Genomic DNA, 15,772 nt, shown 5'->3' with positions numbered 1-15,772 from the left:
TCCGGCCGGCATGGCCGGACGCGGCGCCTGGGGCGCGGGCGCGTCGGTTCGCGGACGGGCGGCGACGTCGAAGCCCTGCGGGCGCTGATGGCCCGGCGCGACCCCGGCGCGGGGGCGCTTGGTCTCGACCACCACGGTCTTGGTGCGGCCGTGGCTGAAGCTCTGGCGCACGGTGCCGGTCGAAACCGATCCCGCCTGCCGGGGCTTCAGGCTCAGCGGCGCGCGCGGGCCCGTCGTGGACGGAGTCCCGGTCGGAGCCTGCGGTGCGCCGTCGTTGGTCTTGTCGTTCTCGTCAGTCATCCGGTCGCTTTACTCGTGACAGCGGATGATCCGCCGTCGTCTCGTTCAAACACAAAAAGCCGCGCGTCGCCCCACCCCCAAATCAGGGAGCAGAACCCCGCCCGTCCAAAACCTTGTTCGGCATCTCAGCCGGCTCTCCGCCCCACTCCGGGGGCAGAAGCGGTCGAAATCCCGCCAGTCGTTCGACCTCTATGGTCCAGCGATCGGCCCGCCCGCTCTCAAGCAGGACGGCGTGTATCGCATTTTCCAGCCCAAGGGCCAAACTCAAATCGTCCGCCGTGAAGACGCCGCAGACTTTCGGGGGCGGCGTCATGTGTTTCGCGAGCGAAAGAAGCTTGCCGCGGCCGTCGGCGGAACCGTCCGCCGCCTCGATGATCCATGCGGCCTTCCCGGACCGGACATTGGCCAGGGATTTCTCGAAACCGGAGATAAGAACGCCTTCGCGCCGGGCAAGCCCCAGCTGGTCCAGACAGCGTCGCACCAGCAGGTTTTCGACCATGTCGGCCAGGTCGGCGGCCGGCTTCATCGGGGCCTTGGCGGCCCGCGAGAACAGGTTCTTCTTCACCGCCGCCTCGATCGAGGCCCGGTTCGCGGCGACCCACAGACCACGCCCCGGCAGCTTGCGCGCCAGGTCGGGAGCCACCGAACCGTCCGGAGCGGCGACGAAGCGGATCAGGCGAGATTCGTCCATGACCTCGTGGGTGACGAGGTCGCGTCGCTCTCTATCGATCGTCGCTTCGCGCAGACTCATGAACGATCCGGTCTCCCATCACGCGTCGGGGGTTTGTTCGGGGTCCTCGGCGAGGACCTCGGCGTCGGCGTCTTCTTCGGAGTCGCCTTCGACGGCTTCAACCTCGTCGCCTTCCGGCGTTGCGGCGAAGACGGCTTCGGCGTCGTATTCGCCCTCGGGAAGCTCTTCCTCGTATTCCGGCTCGGGCGGCTGCGGCAGTTCCGAAGCGTCGATCCAGCCGGCGGCGACCCGCGCCTGCAGGATCAGCATTTCGGCCTCTTCCTGGGCCAGGTTGAAGCTCTCGAGCACGCCCGGGACCTTGACCCGTTCGCCGTTCTTGACCTCGTAGCCGCCGCGGATTTCGTCGGTGGCCAGATCGGCCAGATCCTCGACGGTCTTCACCCCGCCCTCGCCCAGGGCGACGGCGATGGCGCCGGTCACGCCCGGAACGGCCATGACGGCGTCCTCGACGCCCAGCTCGACGCGTTTGGCGTCCAGGACGGCGGCCTGCTTCTCGAGGAAGTCGCGGGCGCGCGCCTGCAGTTCCTCGGCCGTGTCCTCGTCGAAGCCCTCGATGTCGGAGATTTCGTACGGCTCGACGAAGGCCAGATCCTCGACCGTGGCGAAGCCTTCGGTGACCAGCAGCTGGGCGATGACCTCGTCGACGTCCAGGGCTTCCTGGAACAGGACGGTGCGCTCGCTGAACTCGCGCTGGCGGCGCTCGGAGTCCTGGCTCTCGGTGATGATGTCGATCTGCCAGCCGGTCAGCTGGCTCGCCAGACGGACGTTCTGGCCGCGGCGGCCGATGGCCAGCGACAGCTGCTCGTCGGGCACCACGACCTCAACGCGGTCGGCTTCCTCGTCCAGCACCACCTTGGACACCTCGGCCGGGGCCAGGGCGTTGACGATGAAGGTCGGCTCGTCGGCGTTCCACTGGATGATGTCGATCTTCTCGCCCTGCAGTTCGGCGACGACGGCCTGAACCCGCGAGCCGCGCATGCCGACGCAGGCGCCGACGGGATCGATGGAGGAGTCATTGGACAGCACGGCCATCTTGGCGCGCGAGCCGGCGTCGCGGGCGGCGGCGCGGATCTCGATCACGCCGTCGTAAACCTCGGGCACTTCCTGGGCGAACAGCTTGGCCATGAAGCCGGGGTGCGAGCGCGAGAGCATGACCTGCGGGCCCTTGGCCTCGGCGCGGACGTCATAGATGTAGGTGCGGATCCGGTCGCCGATGTTGAACACCTCGCGCGGGATGGAGTCGTTGCGGCGCATGATGCCCTCGCCCCGGCCCAGGTCGACGACGGTGTTGCCGTATTCGACGCGCTTGACGGTGCCGTTGACGATCTCGCCGACGCGGTCCTTGAACTCTTCGTACTGGTTGGCGCGCTCGGCCTCGCGGACCTTCCCGGTCACGACCTGGCGGGCCATCTGGGTCTGGACGCGGCCGAACTCGAACGGCGGCAGGGTCTCGACGTATTCCTTGCCGACGAAGGCCTCCGGATCGCGCTTGGAGGCGTCGGTCAGGCGGACCATGGCCGAGTCGTTGAACTCTTCCAGCTCGTCCTCGGGCTGCCAGTCGTCGGCGACGATGGTGACGTGGCGCGTCAGGGCCAGTTCGCCCGACTTGGTGTCGATCTTGGCGCGGATGTCGTGATGGGCGCCGTAGCGCGACTTGGCGCCCTTCTGGATCGCCTCCTCGATCGCCTCGACGACGACCTCCTTGTCGATGTTTTTCTCGCGCGCGACCGCATCAGCAATCTGAAGCAGTTCGAGTCGGTTCGCGGAAACGCCGGCAACAGCCATGATCAGTCCTCGGTGTCGGTAGAGTTGTCGTTACGGGCGGCGCGCTTCTCGGCGCCCGCCTTCATCAGTTCGTCGGTCAACACCAGTTTGGCGTCGACCAGCCAGTCGAAGGGGATGAGGGCGGTGTCCTCCTCCCCTTCCAGATCCATGGCGACATTGTCGCCGTCCGTGCCCGCGATCACGCCCTTGAAGCGTTTGCGGCCCTCGATCATGCGATCGCTTTCCAGCCGCGCCTCATAGCCCTCGAACAGGTCGAAATCGCTCAGCCGGGTCAGCGGGCGGTCGACGCCGGGCGACGACACCTCCAGCAGATATTCGCCGTTGATCGGATCGGCGGCGTCGAACACCTCCGACACGGCGCGGCTCAGTCGGGCGCATTCCTCGACGGCGATGTCGTGGTCGCTGGGCCGTTCGGCCATGATCTGCAGACGACGGCGCAGGGTGCCGCCCATCAGCCGCACGCGCACGATATCGAGGCCCAGGCTCTCGGCCACGGGTTCGATCAGCTCCAGCAGCTGGCGGTCTTCGGCGGTCTTGGCCTTCAAAGGCTTTGGTCCAAACAAAAAGCGGCGGGCCATCCAAGGCCGCCGCTTCAATCGGCGCCGTTGGACGCCGGTCTAACGATGTGGGAGCGCATATAGGCCAAAGTCGGCGGGGTGGGAAGTCCTTCCCGGCGACGGCCTCGCCAATCGGCCGGGGCGAGTCGGACTCAGATCAGCGCCAGCTGCCCCAGGAAGTCGCGCTTGCCCAGCGGCACGCCGAGGTGCCGCAGGATGGCGTAGGCCATCGACAGGTGAAAATGGAAATTCGGCAGGGCGAAGCTGGTCAGATAGCCCTCGCCCTCGAAATTGAGCTCGACGCCGGGGAAGCGCAGCTCGATCCGACGGGTCTCGCCGCCGGCGAAGGCCGCGGCCTCGACGCCCTCGATGAAGGCGATCGACAGGGCGACGGTCGCCTTGAGCTCGGCTAGGCTGGCTTCAGCGTCATCGGTCTTCGGCCACGGCTGGTCGGTCAGTCGGGCGATGCAGCTGCGGGCCGAGAAACTGGCCATGCGGACCTGGTCAGGAAAGGGCCGCATGTCCGGGGCCAGACGCGCCTCCATCACCACGGCCTCGTCCAGTCCGGCCTCGACGGCGCGATCGATCAGCCCGGACAGGACGTTCAGGCCGCGCAGGAACATGGAGGTCGAAAGAGTGTCGACGGCGAGGCTCATGGGTCGGTCCTGTTCAGGTATGGACCCGCTTGTGACGCCATTTGCAGCGGAAGGCGAGAGCCGTGGGCCGGCGTTCAGGTCCCGTGCTCGGCCCACATCCAGGTCGCCAGCAGGGCGGCCATGATCAGGTCGAGCAGGACCGTCATCCCGGCCATGCCCTTGAGGAACCGGCCGCGTCTGGCGATCAGCTGGCCCATGTAGAAGACCTTGCTGATCAGGGCGACGCCGATGGCGAGGGTCCGGGTCTCCGGGTGGAAGGCGGCCCACAGCAGCATGCCGCCGGTCAGGGCGATCAGCAGGCCCCAGCCCCGCACCGCGACATCGGCCATCGGACCATCGACGGTCTCACCAAAGAGCGAGCGCGCGGCCCGGCGCGGCATGAGGGTGAACTGCAGCATGGACGCCGTCAGCAGGCCGCAGACCACCAGAATGGCCTGAATATTGTCGACCACCCAGGTCATGGCGCGTCCCCCGCTCAAAGCGTGGCCGTATCCTGTATCGGACGATCCCGGCCGTCAAACACGCCTGAAGTCGAGGAAGATCGGCAGGGTGTCGCCCAGCTTCTTCTCTTCATGGCGTAAGCTGCCCTTGGCCCGTCAGCTTCCAGCCGGGCAGAAGGCGTCGAACAGCTTAGCGAGGAAGCCTCTCACCTTGTCGCGCTCCCACCAATCGCGCGGCTCCGCCGTGGACCATCCGGTCAGTCCAGCCTCGCTTGCGCTGGCGCTCAGCAACACCCGAAGCCGCCGTCCCGCGCAGTCGTATTCGGATAGGTCGTAGCTCCCGATGAATCCCGCTGACGCCCGAGCTGGATAAAGAGACGCCACCCAGACCAGACGGCCAGTATCCGATGCCGGCGCATAGTCCTGGGAATATGCGGTGCGTCCGAAGTCTTCTCCGTGTGTCCGCCAACTGGCGCGCACCTCGGCCGGCGTTGCGGGAAGCGCCGCGGGCAGGTCCGAAAGCCGTCCTGCGAGACTGTCCGCGATGACAACGCGCTGGACCTCGCCCGCCAGCACGCCCTGCGGAGCACGGCGGCCGTCCTTCCAGCAGCGCATCAGACTGCCATCGGCGCGCACCACGCATTCCAGTCCACCCCAGGCCTGCACGCTTTGGTCGGTTGGCGCGGCGGGAACGGTCGCCGGGACCATGGTCGGCGGGGGCACGATGACGGGTGGCCCAGGCGGGCCGGATGTGCGGGCCTGGTAGTCGGCCTCGCGCTCCAGCAATACTGGAAAGTGAATGCGGCCGGAAACGATCTCGGTCGGCCGACGCGCCACGCTCTGACTCGCCGCTTGAAGTGCGGGCGCATCAAACGAACGGTCCTCTGAAAGGCGCGAGATGATTTCACAGCGCTCAAGCGCACCGGCCCCCACGACGGTGCAGGCGATTCGCACTTGGACAACTTGACCAACGCCGTTGTCCTGTCCGACAGCCGCGCTCGCAAAAAATGCCGAGGCCAAGGCCGTCAAACACGCCGTTGACCATTTCATGGAACCCCTCCCGATCAAGTCCCACACTAGCTGCGTGGCGGCGCTAGTCTACCCGTAGGAATTCCAGGAAGATCGGCGGGGTGTCGCCCAGCTTCTTCTCTTCATAACGGGTGACCACGTGGTCGGCGGGGGCCTTGAACCAGTCGTCGGACGGGTCGACCTGCCGGACCAGGCCGGGCGTGCGCTCGAACTTCTCGAGTGCCCATTCGGCATAGTCCTTCCAGTCGGTCACGAACCGCAGACGTCCGCCCGGCTTGAGCAGGCGCGCGATCTCCGCCGCCGTTTCGTCCTGGATCAGTCGACGCTTGTTGTGCCGCGCCTTGTGCCAGGGGTCGGGGAACAGGATCATGATCCGGTCCAGACTGGCGTCCGGCAGGGCCGCCATCACGTCGCGGGCGTCGTCGGCGTGCAGGCGGACGTTCTCCAGGCCCCGCTCGTCGATGTGGCGCAGGGCCGAACCCACCCCGTTCAGAAAGGGCTCGCAGCCGATCATCAGCGTATCGGGATGACGCGCCGCCTGTTCGGCCAGATGCTCGCCGCCACCGAAGCCAATCTCCAGCCAGACCGCGGCGGCCCCGGGCATCAGGGCCGCGGGATCGATCGGCCCGGCCTTCGGATCGGGCAGGGCGATTCCGGGCAGCAGGGTGTCGAACAGGGCCGCCTGACGCGGCTTGATGGCGCGCGACTTGATGCGGCCGAACGAGCGGAGCGGGCGGTGGGCAAGGTCGTCGGAAGGGGACATGGCGGGCGCTATAGCCCGGTCGCCCCGCCGGAGCGAGGGATCAGGCAACAGGCAGCAGGCAGCAGAAGCGGCCGACCTGTTGCCTGTTGCCTGACCGCTGTTGCCTTAGGCCAGCGCCTTCAGCTGGTCGACCAGATCCGTCTTCTCCCAGCTGAAGCCGCCGTCGGCGTCCGGCGCGCGGCCGAAATGGCCGTAGGCGGCGGTGCGGGCGTAGATCGGCTTGTTCAGACCCAGATGCTCACGGATCGCACGGGGCGTGGCGCCGCCGATGAGGCCGAGAATGTTCGCCTCCAGCACCGCCTCGGTGATGGCGCCCTTGCCGGTGCCGTGCAGGTCCACATGGATCGACTGGGGCTTGGCCACGCCGATGGCGTAGGAAATCTGGATGGTGCAGCGGTCGGCCAGGCCGGCGGCGACGACGTTCTTGGCCAGGTAGCGGCAGGCGTAGGCGGCCGAGCGGTCGACCTTGGTCGGATCCTTGCCCGAGAAGGCGCCGCCGCCGTGCGGGGCCGCGCCGCCGTAGGTGTCGACGATGATCTTGCGGCCGGTCACGCCGGCGTCCCCGTCCGGACCGCCGATCTCGAAGATGCCGGTCGGGTTGATGTGCCAGACGGTGTTCTCGTCGGTGAAGCCTTCGGGCAGCACGGCGAGGATGTGCGGCTTGACGATGTCGGCGACATCGGCCGACGACAGGCCGGCGGCGTGCTGGGTCGACAGCACGATCGACGTGGCGCGCACGGGCTTGCCGTCCTCGTACTGGATCGTCACCTGGCTCTTGGCGTCGGGCTCCAGCCGCTTGTCGCCGCCGTGGCGGACCTCGGCGAGGCGCTTCAGGATGTTGTGGCTGTACTGCAGGGTCGCCGGCATCAGCTCGGGCGTCTCGTTGGAGGCGTAGCCGAACATGATGCCCTGGTCGCCCGCGCCCTCGTCCTTGTTGCCGGCGGCGTCGACGCCCACGGCGATGTCGGCCGACTGGCCGTGCAGGCGGTTGATGAATTCGAACCTGTCCCAGTGGAAGCCGGACTGCTCATAGCCGATGTCGCGCACGGCGGCGCGAACGGCGGCCTCGATCTCGTCCTGGACGCCCGGAGCCCATTTGCCTTCGGCGTCCATGATGCCATGGCCGCGGATTTCGCCGGCCAGCACGACCAGATTGGTCGTCGTCAGCGTTTCGCAGGCGACCCGCGCATAGGGGTCCTTGCCCAGGAACAGATCCACCACGGTGTCGGAAATGCGGTCCGCGACCTTGTCGGGGTGGCCTTCGGAGACGCTTTCAGACGTGAACAGGAACGACGAACGGGACAAGGCGGAGCTCCGGCGGGTGGGGTGGTCGGCAGACATATAAGGATATGTTTATATGTTCAAGGCGCGTGGGGCGCGACGCCAGGGCGCGCGCTCGCTCACGGGCCGTTCGCCGGCCAGCCAGCGCTCGCCCGCACCGCACAGAAGCGCCAGCGAGCACTGGATTCCCAGGCCGATGCGCGCCGACACCACGGCGTAGGGACCGAGATCCGGGACGACCAGCGCTGTGACATAGACCAGCAGGGTCAGCGCCATGATCGCGGACATGACCAGGGCCCACCAACGGTCACTGGTCAGCGCCAGCCAGAGGAAGACGCCGGTCATCAGGACGTCGACCAGGGCGTCGCCGGCGTAGAACGCGCCCACCCTCAGTTCGTGAGTGTAAAACGACACCGCGAAGACAACGACCGTCGTCACGGCGCCCAGGCGTTCCGGATGCCCGCCCTTGAGCCACGCCACAACGACCGCGATCAGGCAGAGCACATAATAGGTGATCAGAAAGGGCGGTATCTGGGTTTTCTCCAATGACCGGGCCGCCCGGACCTAGGAGCGCGGGAAGGTCGTGACCTCCCCGATCTCCTGGGCCTGGCCCGCATAGGCGAGGACCAGATCGGCCACCGCCTTCATCATCACCGCCGTCACTACGACGATGACAAGCAGGATCAGGAGGCGGACGCCCCAGCCGCGCGGCGGGGGGCGGTAGCCGAGACGCCGCTCTGGGCTCCCACCTGCGCCATCACCCAGCCCGCGCTCAGCACCTGCTGCAACAGTTCCCGCGGGTTCGACCGCGCCGCGTCGTCCGCCAGTCCCCGCAGCAGATGACTCCGGACCGGATCGTTTGCGCCCGTCGGACTGAACGCGTCCAGCGCGGCCTCCAGATCCTCCCAGGTCCACTGGGGAAGCGGCGTACTTTTCGATGCCATGGTCTGACTCCCTGTCGAGGGGGACATCAACCGCGGAACGGCCGTCGCCGCCAATGGGGTCTTTCGGCCCTGGTACGTTTCGTTCCAGAAGCGCGAGCGCCGCCTTGCGCCGGTTGACCCCCATCCGGCGGCAGGCCTCGTGCACGTGTTTCTTGACCGTGGCCTCCGAAAGACGGAGGCGGGCGGCGATCTCCTTGTCGGTCAGGAAGGCGGTCAGCCTCAGACATTCTTCCTGGCGGGCGCTCAGGCGCTGCGACATTCTACGCTCCGGTATGGCCCGAATAGCTACGGCCTGCGCACGGCGTCGTCCAGTGGCGGAAAGCCAGGAAAGCGCCGTCGATCACGGCGCGCGCCCGACCACCCGGGACCGCAAGATGCACGCGTCTCCGGATTACCGGATCTGGCCGCTTCAAAAAGAATGGTGCCGCTTAGGTGACTCGAACACCTGACCCCCGCATTACGAATGCGATGCTCTACCAGCTGAGCTAAAGCGGCCTTGGCGCGATGGGCATGACCCCGCGCGAGAGGCGCTCTTTATACGCGGGGCGCGGGCTTGCCAAGCGCTGCGAGCAGGGCGGACTCGTCGGGAGCGGCCGCGATGCGGATTTCCCGGCCGCCGCGGTCGCCGAGAGCGCTCGCGACGCCGTCAGACAGGACGACCACCCGTGCGTCGGGGAACGGCCCGAGCGCCCCGAAGGCGCGGGCGGCCCGCGCCGAATGAAGCAGAACGGCGTCGAACGCCTGCGGCGCCGGGCCTCCGGTCTCCACCGCCTCATAGACGGGCAGGGCCCGCGCCTCGATCCGGCCCGCCAGCAGCATCGGCAGATCGCCCGCCGGCTCCAGGGCGCCGGGCGCCAGCACCTGTCCCGGTTGAGGCGCCCCGGCGATCAGCAGCGCCGCCAGATCGGCCAGGGCGCCGTCGGCGGAGCGAACGCTGCTGAACCCGTGCGCCCGCGCGGCGTCGGCGGTCGCATCGCCGACGGTGAAGACCGGCAGGGCCCGCTCGCGGCTCAGGCCGGCGAAAGCCTCGACGCCGTTCCGGCTGGTGAAGGCCAGGGCGACGACGCCAGCCAGCTCAACCGCCGCGGCGAGGGGGCGGATTTCCAGCAGGGGCGCGACGACCGGCTCGAAGCCGAGCGCGGTCAGCCGTTCGGCGGTGCGCGCCGCGCCCGGTTCGGCGCGGGTGACCCAGACTCGCCGGATCGGCGTCAGGGGAGCGTCCTCTGATCGCCCGCCGCCGCGTGAATCGCGGCCCCGAGGGTCATCCCCATGTCCCGAGCCCGGTCCTCGGCGTCAGCGCCCCGGGGGTCGGAGAGGTCCGCCGACCGCCGCCAGCGCGCCGAGCCGTCGGGGGCCAGCATTTCCGTCGTCAGGCGCAACCGGTCGTCCACCATTTCGGCATGGGCCCCGATCGCCGTGCGGCAGGATCCCTCCAGCGCCGTCATCGCCCCCCGCTCCGCCGCCACGGCCAGGGCCGTGTCCGGATCGTTCAGCGCCGCGACCCAGACGGCGTCGATGTCCTCGACCCGCGTCTGCAGGGCCAGGGCGCCCTGCCCCGGGGCCGGCAGGAAGTCGTTCAACGACAGCCGTTCGCGGATCACGCTCTCGAAGCCCAGCCGGTTCAGGCCCGAAACGGCCAGAAGGATGGCGTCGAAGTCTCCATCCGCGGCGCGACGCAGACGGGTGTCGACATTGCCGCGCAGCATCTCGATGGCCAGGTCGGGCCGCAGCGCCAGCGCCTGGGCCTGACGCCGCAGCGACGCCGTCCCCAGCCGCGCGCCCATCGGCAGGTCCGCGAAGCTCGGGAACAGCTCGCTGACGAAGGCGTCGCGGGCGTCCTCGCGCGGCGGGACGGCGGCGATGCACAGGCCGTACGGCTGCTCGGCCGGCACGTCCTTCATCGAATGGACCGCCACATCGACGCGGCCGTCGGCCAGCGCCTCCTCGATTTCCTTGGTGAACAGCGCCTTGCCGCCGATCTCCATCAGACGGCGGTCCTGCACCCGGTCGCCGGTGGTGACGATCTCGACCAGCGGGACGGCCTCGGCCAGATCGGCGTCGGCGACGCCCAGCGCGCGGCCGATGGCGCGCTGCATCATGCCCGACTGGGTCATCGCCAGTTTGGAGCGGCGCGTGCCGATGCGGACGAGATGAGCCATGAGAGTCGTTGCGCCGGGAGAACGGGGTCGCTACCTCGACCCGATGAACAGGCCCGCCGAGTATAGCAGCGAAGGGAGCCGGGCAACCGAGGCGCCCGCCTTCGCCCCCGCCTTCGTCCCGGGCGGCGACCTGACGGTGCTCGGCATCGAAACCAGCTGCGACGAGACCGCCGCCTCGGTCGTGCGTCTGTCGCCGGACGGCGAGGCGACCGTGCTGTCGTCCGTGGTGCACAGCCAGATCGACGATCACGCCGCCTATGGCGGGGTGGTCCCCGAGATCGCGGCCCGCAGCCATGTCGAGATGATCGACGGCGTCGTCCGCCGGGCGATGGCGGACGCGGGCCTGGACTATGACGCCCTGGACGGCGTCGCCGCCACCGCCGGGCCGGGTCTGGTCGGCGGCGTCATGGTCGGCCTCAGCTTCGGCAAGGCCGTGGCCCTGGCCCGCGACCTGCCCCTGATCGCCGTCAACCACCTCGAGGGTCACGCCGTCTCGGCCCGGCTGGGCGCCCGGGTCGACTACCCCTTCCTGCTGCTGCTGGTCTCGGGCGGCCACTGCCAGCTGCTGGAGGTGCGCGGCGTCGGCGACATGACGCGGCTGGGCACCACCATAGACGACGCCGCCGGCGAGGCCTTCGACAAGATCGCCAAGGCCCTGGGCCTCGGCTATCCGGGCGGCCCCGCCCTCGAAAAGCTGGCCGCTGCGGGCGACGGCGCCCGCTTCGACCTGCCGCGCGCCTTGCTCGGTCGCAAGGACTGCGACTTCTCCTTCTCGGGCCTCAAGACCGCCGCCTCGCGCCTGGCCCAGGCGTGCGCAACGGATCAGGACCGCGCGGATCTCGGCGACGCCGTGCAGACCGCCATCGCCCGCCAGCTCAGCGAACGCTCCGACCGGGCGCTCAAGGCCTATGCGGAACGCCATGATCACCGGCTGTTCGTGGTTGCGGGCGGCGTGGCCGCGAACAGGACCGTGCGCGCCACGCTGGAAGCGACCGCCGCGGCCAACGGCTTCGCCTTCCTCGCGCCTCCCATGGCCTATTGCACCGACAACGCCGCGATGATCGCCCTCGCCGGCGCCGAACGCTTGCAGAAGGGCCTGACCTCCGACATCGATACCGCCGCCCGGCCGCGCTGGCCGCTGGACGAACAGAGCGCGCTCGCCGACCCGGTCCATCCGCCGGGCCGCAAGGGCGCCAAGGCCTAGGGAAGACGCATGCAATTCAAGACCGCGGGAGTGATCGGCGCCGGCGCCTGGGGCACCGCCCTGGCCCAGGTCGCGGGCTGGGCCGGCCTCGACGTCCTGCTGCAGGCGCGCGAGCCCGAGGTGGTCGAGAGCATCCGCGCCCGCCGCGTCAACGAAGCCTTCCTGCCCGGGATCACCCTCGACGACCGCGTCTCGGTGACGGCCGACCTGGCCGATCTCGCCGCCTGCGACGTCATCCTGGCCGTGCCGCCGGCCCAGCATATGCGCTCGACCCTGACCGCCTTCGCCGCGCATCACCGCGCGGGCGTTCCCGTGATCCTCTGTTCCAAGGGCATCGAGCGCGGCTCGCTGAAACTGATGACCGACGTCCTGGCCGAGACCCTGCCGGCCGCCCCGGCCGCGGTCCTGTCCGGCCCCAGTTTCGCCGGCGAGGTGGCCCGCGGCCTGCCCAGCGCCGTCACCCTGGCCTGCGCCGACGAGGCCTTGGGCGAGGAGCTGATGTGGACCCTGTCCGCGCCCGGATTCCGGCCCTATCTGGCCTCCGACCTGATCGGGGCCGAGGTCGGGGGCGCGATCAAGAATGTGCTGGCCATCGCCTGCGGCATGTCCGAAGGCCGCGGTCTGGGCCGCAGCGCCCACGCCGCCCTGATCACGCGCGGCTTCGCGGAAATGACGCGGATGGGGGTCGCCCTGGGCGGGCGGGCCGAGACCGTCGCCGGCCTGTGCGGCCTCGGCGATCTGGTCCTGACCTGTTCCAGCCCCCAGTCCCGCAACATGAGCCTCGGCCTCGCCCTGGGTCAGGGCCAGACCGTCGAACAGGCCCTGGCCGGAAAACGCTCGGTGGCCGAGGGCTATGAAAGCGCGCCGGCCGTCCGGGAACTGGCGGCGAAGATGGGGGTCGACATGCCCATCTCCCTGGCCGTCGCCGCCCTGCTGAACGGCGAGACGACGGTCGGGGCCGTGATCGAAAGTCTGCTCTCGCGCCCGCTCAAGGTCGAGCGGCATTGAGTGAGACCCCTGCCGACGCGGGGCGTCCGCGCGTCTGGACCACGCCCGCGAACGTGACCCTGTGCGCCGAGGCCGACATCGCCGATCCCGGGTCGCGCGGCTTCGTGCTGCAGATCGGCGAGGCCTTCTTTCACGGCTTCGTCGTCCGCAAGAGCGGTCAGGTCGTGGGCTATGTCGACCGCTGCCCGCATCAGGGCTTTCCGCTGGCGATCGAGCTGGACGACTATCTGGTCCCGGACGGGTCGCTGATCCTGTGCGGCTGGCATGGGGCGGTGTTCCAGCCGCTGTCAGGCGCCTGCGTCGGCGGCCCGTGCGCGGGATCGCGCCTGACGCCCTGGCCGGTGACGGTGCGGGACGGCGTCATTCGCACCGCCTGACGCGGTCAGCCCGGCCGGCGCAACAGATACAGGCCGAAGCCGATGTGATCCCGACCATGGTCCAGCATGGACCGGACCCGGTCGGCGCTCATCCTGACGGATCCGGCTTCGGGCGCATCGGGATTCGCGTCCAGCCATCGCTGCGCGGCCTGCCCGAGGCGGCGCGCATAGTCATCGAACACCGCCTGCGGCGAGATTTCCGCGACGACCACCTCGAGGCCCGCGTCCGTCGCCGCGGCCTGCCAGCCCGCGTGGTCGGCATACAGATTGGCCGCCTCGACGATCTGGCGCAGCGGGCCGGGCGGTTCGGACAGCCAGACGAGATCGCCCCACAACAGCCAGCCGCCCGGCTTGAGGGCCCGGCGCAAGGCCGCCAGCGCGGCCTGGGGCGTCGGCCGCCCCTCGCCGGTGACGTTCGTCGTCCCGAGGGCCGTGATCAGATCGACCGGCGGCGTCCGGGCCAGAACCCCGGCGGCGGCGGCGACGACCAGCGCGACCCGGTCCCCGACGCCGGCTCCGGCGATCCGGGCGCGGGCCAGAGCCGCCATCCCCGGATCCATCTCGATCGCCGTGACCCTCAGGCCGAAGGCTTCGGCCAGCCGGATCGCCACGGCGGCGTTCCCGGCGCCGACATCCAGCGCCTCGGCCCCCGCCGATAATCCCGCCCGCGCCACGGCCGCCTCGATGGCCGCCATCGTCACGCCGTTGCAGACGTCGAGCGCCTCGTAGGCGATGCGGGGGAAGGTCGGGGTCATCGATGGCCTCCACCGCTACGTCCGGAATTGACGCATGCGCATGGTTTCCTGCGAACCGGCCTTTGACAATTGAATGTGGTGGGAGGGCCTCGAACGGCTTCGGACGAAGCGCACTGTGCGCACTATGTGAACTGTTTTTTTCCGTGCGCCTGACGTCCCGCGATCACCTTTGTGAAGAACTTTACATTTCAAAGTGAATGTGAAAGAATAGCTGGAACAGGGAGATTTCAGACATGTCCGCCGTCACCTTCGATCTCGCCGTCGCCCGCCCGCTGCCCACCGTTCCGGTCTGCGCGGGCCGGGTCCTGACCCTGGCCGGTCTGACCTTCGGCGCGGCCAATCTGATCCAGTGGGGCGTCATGAGCGGCGCGCTGGGCTGGCATCCGGCCGTGCTCAGCCTCAGCTGGCCGGTCGCGGTCGGCGCCTTTCTGACCGGCGTGTTCCGCCTGCGGCGCGCCGGCGGCGAGGCCGGCCGCCGCGTCGCCGGCTGGTCGCGCACCGTCATCCTGATCCACATCGGCGCGGCCCTGGCCCTGGTCGGACTGTCGGTCGCCACCGGCGACTGGGAACTGATGCGCTGGACCTCGGCCGTCGGCCTGACCCTGTACGGCCTCGTCTGGACCGTCGCCGCCGCGCGCGCCGGAACGGCCAATATGGCGGGGGTGGCCGCCATCGCCTTCGCCGGCGTCGCCGCGATCGCCCTGCGTTTCGGGACGCCGGACCAATATCTCATCCATGCCTGCGCGCTCGCGCTGGTGGCCCTGCTACCAGGCCTGTGGCTCGCCGCTGGTCGCCGACTTTAAGGAACAAGCCCATGACAGATCCGACCGATAATCCCACCGCCGACATCACCTGGATGCGCCAACTGGCCGAGGAAGGCTCGCGCACGCCGATGCAGGGCGGCTCCATACTGATGGCGGCCGGCCTGATCTACGGGATCACCAGCCTGGTGCACTGGGGCCACGTGACCGGCCTTCTCGAGCCCCGGTTCGCGATGGCCGGAGCCGAATGGCTGATCGCCACCGCCCTGTTCCTGGTGATCAACTTCGTCCTGGTCGCCCGCATCCGCCGGACGGGCGGTGTCCGCACCGCCGCCAACCGCGCCATCGGCGCCATCTGGGCCGGCGTCGGCTGCGGCATCTTCACCCTCTTCGTCTCCATGGCCGTGGTCAGCTTCAGAAACGGGGCCGACCAGACCGACATGATCTTCTGGCTCGTGCCCTCGATCATCATGGTCTTTTACGGCATGGGCTGGGGCGTCACCGCCGCCATGCTGAAGTCGGGACCGCTGTGGGCTCTCGGTATCGCGTCTTTCGTCGCCGCGCCCCTGCTCGGAGCCATGGCGGGACAGTACGTCCAGTACCTCGGCTACGCCGCCGCCCTCTTCCTTCTGATGGCCCTGCCCGGCTTCCTGCTGATGCGCTCGGCGAAGCAGGCCTGATCGGGCATGACCGACGATTTCGACATCAGCCGTCTCGACGAGATCATTCACGGCCGCGTCCGGCTGGGGATCATGGCGGTGCTGTCCGGCGTGGAGAGCGCCGACTTCAACACCCTCAAGGCGCGGCTGCAGACCACCGACGGCAATCTGTCGGTCCATCTGCGCAAGCTCGAGGACGCCGGCTTCGTCGCCGTGACCAAGCGGTTCGAGGGCCGCAAGCCGCTGACCGAGGCGTCGATGACGCCCGCGGGACGCAAGGCCTTCGTCGCCTATCTCGACGCCATGCAGGGTCTGGTCGGCAGGAGTGGTTAGACCGCCGCGC

The 15,772-nt window shown here is 69.1% G+C and carries 20 protein-coding genes and 1 tRNA gene; 6 read left to right on the top strand and 15 right to left on the bottom strand.

The window, feature by feature from the left end:
- The 14 genes from WC555_RS11630 to hemC form a co-directional block, all read right to left on the bottom strand.
- The coding region (locus WC555_RS11630; RefSeq protein ID WP_373253738.1) for a translation initiation factor IF-2 associated domain-containing protein at window positions 1–300 on the bottom strand (300 nt) is incomplete at its 3' end.
- 82 nt (window positions 301–382) lie between these two features.
- Window positions 383–1,051, bottom strand: a complete 669-nt coding sequence (locus tag WC555_RS11625; protein ID WP_373253735.1) for an RNA-binding protein — start codon at window positions 1,049–1,051, stop codon at window positions 383–385.
- A gap of 18 nt (window positions 1,052–1,069) precedes the next feature.
- Window positions 1,070–2,836: a transcription termination factor NusA gene (nusA, locus tag WC555_RS11620; protein WP_373253734.1), complete on the bottom strand. Its 1,767-nt coding sequence runs from the start codon at window positions 2,834–2,836 to the stop codon at window positions 1,070–1,072.
- Between the two features lie 2 nt (window positions 2,837–2,838).
- A complete protein-coding gene (gene rimP / locus WC555_RS11615; RefSeq protein WP_373253732.1) occupies window positions 2,839–3,381 on the bottom strand; it encodes a ribosome maturation factor RimP in 543 nt (180 codons plus the stop codon).
- 164 nt (window positions 3,382–3,545) lie between these two features.
- Entirely contained in the window at window positions 3,546–4,049 is a 504-nt protein-coding gene (locus WC555_RS11610) for a DUF1993 family protein (RefSeq protein ID WP_373253731.1), read from the bottom strand.
- A 74-nt stretch (window positions 4,050–4,123) separates the two neighbouring features.
- Window positions 4,124–4,510 carry a hypothetical protein gene (locus WC555_RS11605; RefSeq protein ID WP_373253729.1) on the bottom strand — a complete coding sequence of 129 codons (387 nt, stop codon included), beginning with the start codon at window positions 4,508–4,510 and terminating at the stop codon, window positions 4,124–4,126.
- 135 nt (window positions 4,511–4,645) lie between these two features.
- The gene (locus tag WC555_RS11600; RefSeq protein ID WP_373253728.1) at window positions 4,646–5,539 is read right to left on the bottom strand and encodes a hypothetical protein; all 894 of its coding nucleotides are present in this window, start codon (window positions 5,537–5,539) and stop codon (window positions 4,646–4,648) included.
- A 43-nt stretch (window positions 5,540–5,582) separates the two neighbouring features.
- A complete protein-coding gene (trmB, locus tag WC555_RS11595) occupies window positions 5,583–6,281 on the bottom strand; it encodes a tRNA (guanosine(46)-N7)-methyltransferase TrmB (RefSeq protein WP_373253726.1) in 699 nt (232 codons plus the stop codon).
- Window positions 6,282–6,386: 105 nt separating this feature from the next.
- Entirely contained in the window at window positions 6,387–7,586 is a 1,200-nt protein-coding gene (metK, locus tag WC555_RS11590; RefSeq protein WP_373253725.1) for a methionine adenosyltransferase, read from the bottom strand.
- Between the two features lie 48 nt (window positions 7,587–7,634).
- On the bottom strand, window positions 7,635–8,108 hold the full coding sequence (locus tag WC555_RS11585; protein ID WP_373253724.1) for a hypothetical protein: 474 nt from the start codon (window positions 8,106–8,108) through the stop codon (window positions 7,635–7,637).
- Between the two features lie 18 nt (window positions 8,109–8,126).
- Window positions 8,127–8,765: a helix-turn-helix domain-containing protein gene (locus tag WC555_RS11580; RefSeq protein WP_373253722.1), complete on the bottom strand. Its 639-nt coding sequence runs from the start codon at window positions 8,763–8,765 to the stop codon at window positions 8,127–8,129.
- A gap of 160 nt (window positions 8,766–8,925) precedes the next feature.
- Window positions 8,926–9,001: transfer RNA gene (locus WC555_RS11575), tRNA-Thr, on the bottom strand.
- 39 nt (window positions 9,002–9,040) lie between these two features.
- Window positions 9,041–9,607, bottom strand: a complete 567-nt coding sequence (locus WC555_RS11570) for a uroporphyrinogen-III synthase (RefSeq protein WP_373253739.1) — start codon at window positions 9,605–9,607, stop codon at window positions 9,041–9,043.
- A gap of 107 nt (window positions 9,608–9,714) precedes the next feature.
- Window positions 9,715–10,665: a hydroxymethylbilane synthase gene (gene hemC, locus WC555_RS11565; protein ID WP_373253721.1), complete on the bottom strand. Its 951-nt coding sequence runs from the start codon at window positions 10,663–10,665 to the stop codon at window positions 9,715–9,717.
- Here hemC and tsaD point away from each other — a divergent pair.
- The 3 genes from tsaD to WC555_RS11550 are packed head-to-tail and all read left to right on the top strand — an operon-like array spanning window position 10,664 to window position 13,254.
- Window positions 10,664–11,869, top strand: coding sequence for a tRNA (adenosine(37)-N6)-threonylcarbamoyltransferase complex transferase subunit TsaD (tsaD, locus tag WC555_RS11560; protein WP_373253719.1), 1,206 nt, complete (start codon window positions 10,664–10,666; stop codon window positions 11,867–11,869). The genes hemC and tsaD overlap by 2 nt on opposite strands.
- 9 nt (window positions 11,870–11,878) lie before the next feature.
- Complete coding sequence (locus WC555_RS11555) at window positions 11,879–12,877, top strand: NAD(P)H-dependent glycerol-3-phosphate dehydrogenase (protein WP_373253717.1); 999 nt, start codon at window positions 11,879–11,881, stop codon at window positions 12,875–12,877.
- Window positions 12,874–13,254 carry a Rieske (2Fe-2S) protein gene (locus WC555_RS11550; protein ID WP_373253716.1) on the top strand — a complete coding sequence of 127 codons (381 nt, stop codon included), beginning with the start codon at window positions 12,874–12,876 and terminating at the stop codon, window positions 13,252–13,254. Before WC555_RS11555 ends, WC555_RS11550 begins: the two co-directional genes overlap by 4 nt.
- A 5-nt stretch (window positions 13,255–13,259) precedes the next feature.
- Here the strand turns inward: WC555_RS11550 and WC555_RS11545 are convergent, their stop codons facing one another.
- Window positions 13,260–14,009, bottom strand: a complete 750-nt coding sequence (locus tag WC555_RS11545; protein WP_373253714.1) for a cyclopropane-fatty-acyl-phospholipid synthase family protein — start codon at window positions 14,007–14,009, stop codon at window positions 13,260–13,262.
- 233 nt (window positions 14,010–14,242) lie between these two features.
- Between WC555_RS11545 and WC555_RS11540 the strand changes: the two genes are divergently transcribed.
- The 3 genes from WC555_RS11540 to WC555_RS11530 are packed head-to-tail and all read left to right on the top strand — an operon-like array spanning window position 14,243 to window position 15,762.
- The gene (locus WC555_RS11540; protein WP_373253712.1) at window positions 14,243–14,812 is read left to right on the top strand and encodes a hypothetical protein; all 570 of its coding nucleotides are present in this window, start codon (window positions 14,243–14,245) and stop codon (window positions 14,810–14,812) included.
- An 11-nt stretch (window positions 14,813–14,823) separates the two neighbouring features.
- On the top strand, window positions 14,824–15,450 hold the full coding sequence (locus WC555_RS11535; RefSeq protein ID WP_373253710.1) for a hypothetical protein: 627 nt from the start codon (window positions 14,824–14,826) through the stop codon (window positions 15,448–15,450).
- Between the two features lie 6 nt (window positions 15,451–15,456).
- Window positions 15,457–15,762: a winged helix-turn-helix domain-containing protein gene (locus WC555_RS11530; protein ID WP_373253708.1), complete on the top strand. Its 306-nt coding sequence runs from the start codon at window positions 15,457–15,459 to the stop codon at window positions 15,760–15,762.
- Window positions 15,763–15,772 lie beyond the last annotated feature (10 nt).

Source organism: Brevundimonas sp., assembly GCF_041648615.1.
Lineage (GTDB): Bacteria > Pseudomonadota > Alphaproteobacteria > Caulobacterales > Caulobacteraceae > Brevundimonas.
This window is presented reverse-complemented; position numbering and strand designations above follow the sequence as displayed.

Coding starts and splice junctions, on each gene's coding strand:
- WC555_RS11545 (WP_373253714.1), bottom strand. CDS start 14,009: ATGACCCCGACCTTCCCCCGCATCGCCTACGAGGCGCTCGACGTCTGC.
- WC555_RS11540 (WP_373253712.1), top strand. CDS start 14,243: ATGTCCGCCGTCACCTTCGATCTCGCCGTCGCCCGCCCGCTGCCCACC.
- nusA (WP_373253734.1), bottom strand. CDS start 2,836: ATGGCTGTTGCCGGCGTTTCCGCGAACCGACTCGAACTGCTTCAGATT.
- WC555_RS11555 (WP_373253717.1), top strand. CDS start 11,879: ATGCAATTCAAGACCGCGGGAGTGATCGGCGCCGGCGCCTGGGGCACC.
- WC555_RS11530 (WP_373253708.1), top strand. CDS start 15,457: ATGACCGACGATTTCGACATCAGCCGTCTCGACGAGATCATTCACGGC.
- WC555_RS11535 (WP_373253710.1), top strand. CDS start 14,824: ATGACAGATCCGACCGATAATCCCACCGCCGACATCACCTGGATGCGC.
- WC555_RS11580 (WP_373253722.1), bottom strand. CDS start 8,765: ATGTCGCAGCGCCTGAGCGCCCGCCAGGAAGAATGTCTGAGGCTGACC.
- WC555_RS11610 (WP_373253731.1), bottom strand. CDS start 4,049: ATGAGCCTCGCCGTCGACACTCTTTCGACCTCCATGTTCCTGCGCGGC.
- trmB (WP_373253726.1), bottom strand. CDS start 6,281: ATGTCCCCTTCCGACGACCTTGCCCACCGCCCGCTCCGCTCGTTCGGC.
- WC555_RS11605 (WP_373253729.1), bottom strand. CDS start 4,510: ATGACCTGGGTGGTCGACAATATTCAGGCCATTCTGGTGGTCTGCGGC.
- WC555_RS11600 (WP_373253728.1), bottom strand. CDS start 5,539: ATGAAATGGTCAACGGCGTGTTTGACGGCCTTGGCCTCGGCATTTTTT.
- hemC (WP_373253721.1), bottom strand. CDS start 10,665: ATGGCTCATCTCGTCCGCATCGGCACGCGCCGCTCCAAACTGGCGATG.
- WC555_RS11625 (WP_373253735.1), bottom strand. CDS start 1,051: ATGAGTCTGCGCGAAGCGACGATCGATAGAGAGCGACGCGACCTCGTC.
- tsaD (WP_373253719.1), top strand. CDS start 10,664: ATGAGAGTCGTTGCGCCGGGAGAACGGGGTCGCTACCTCGACCCGATG.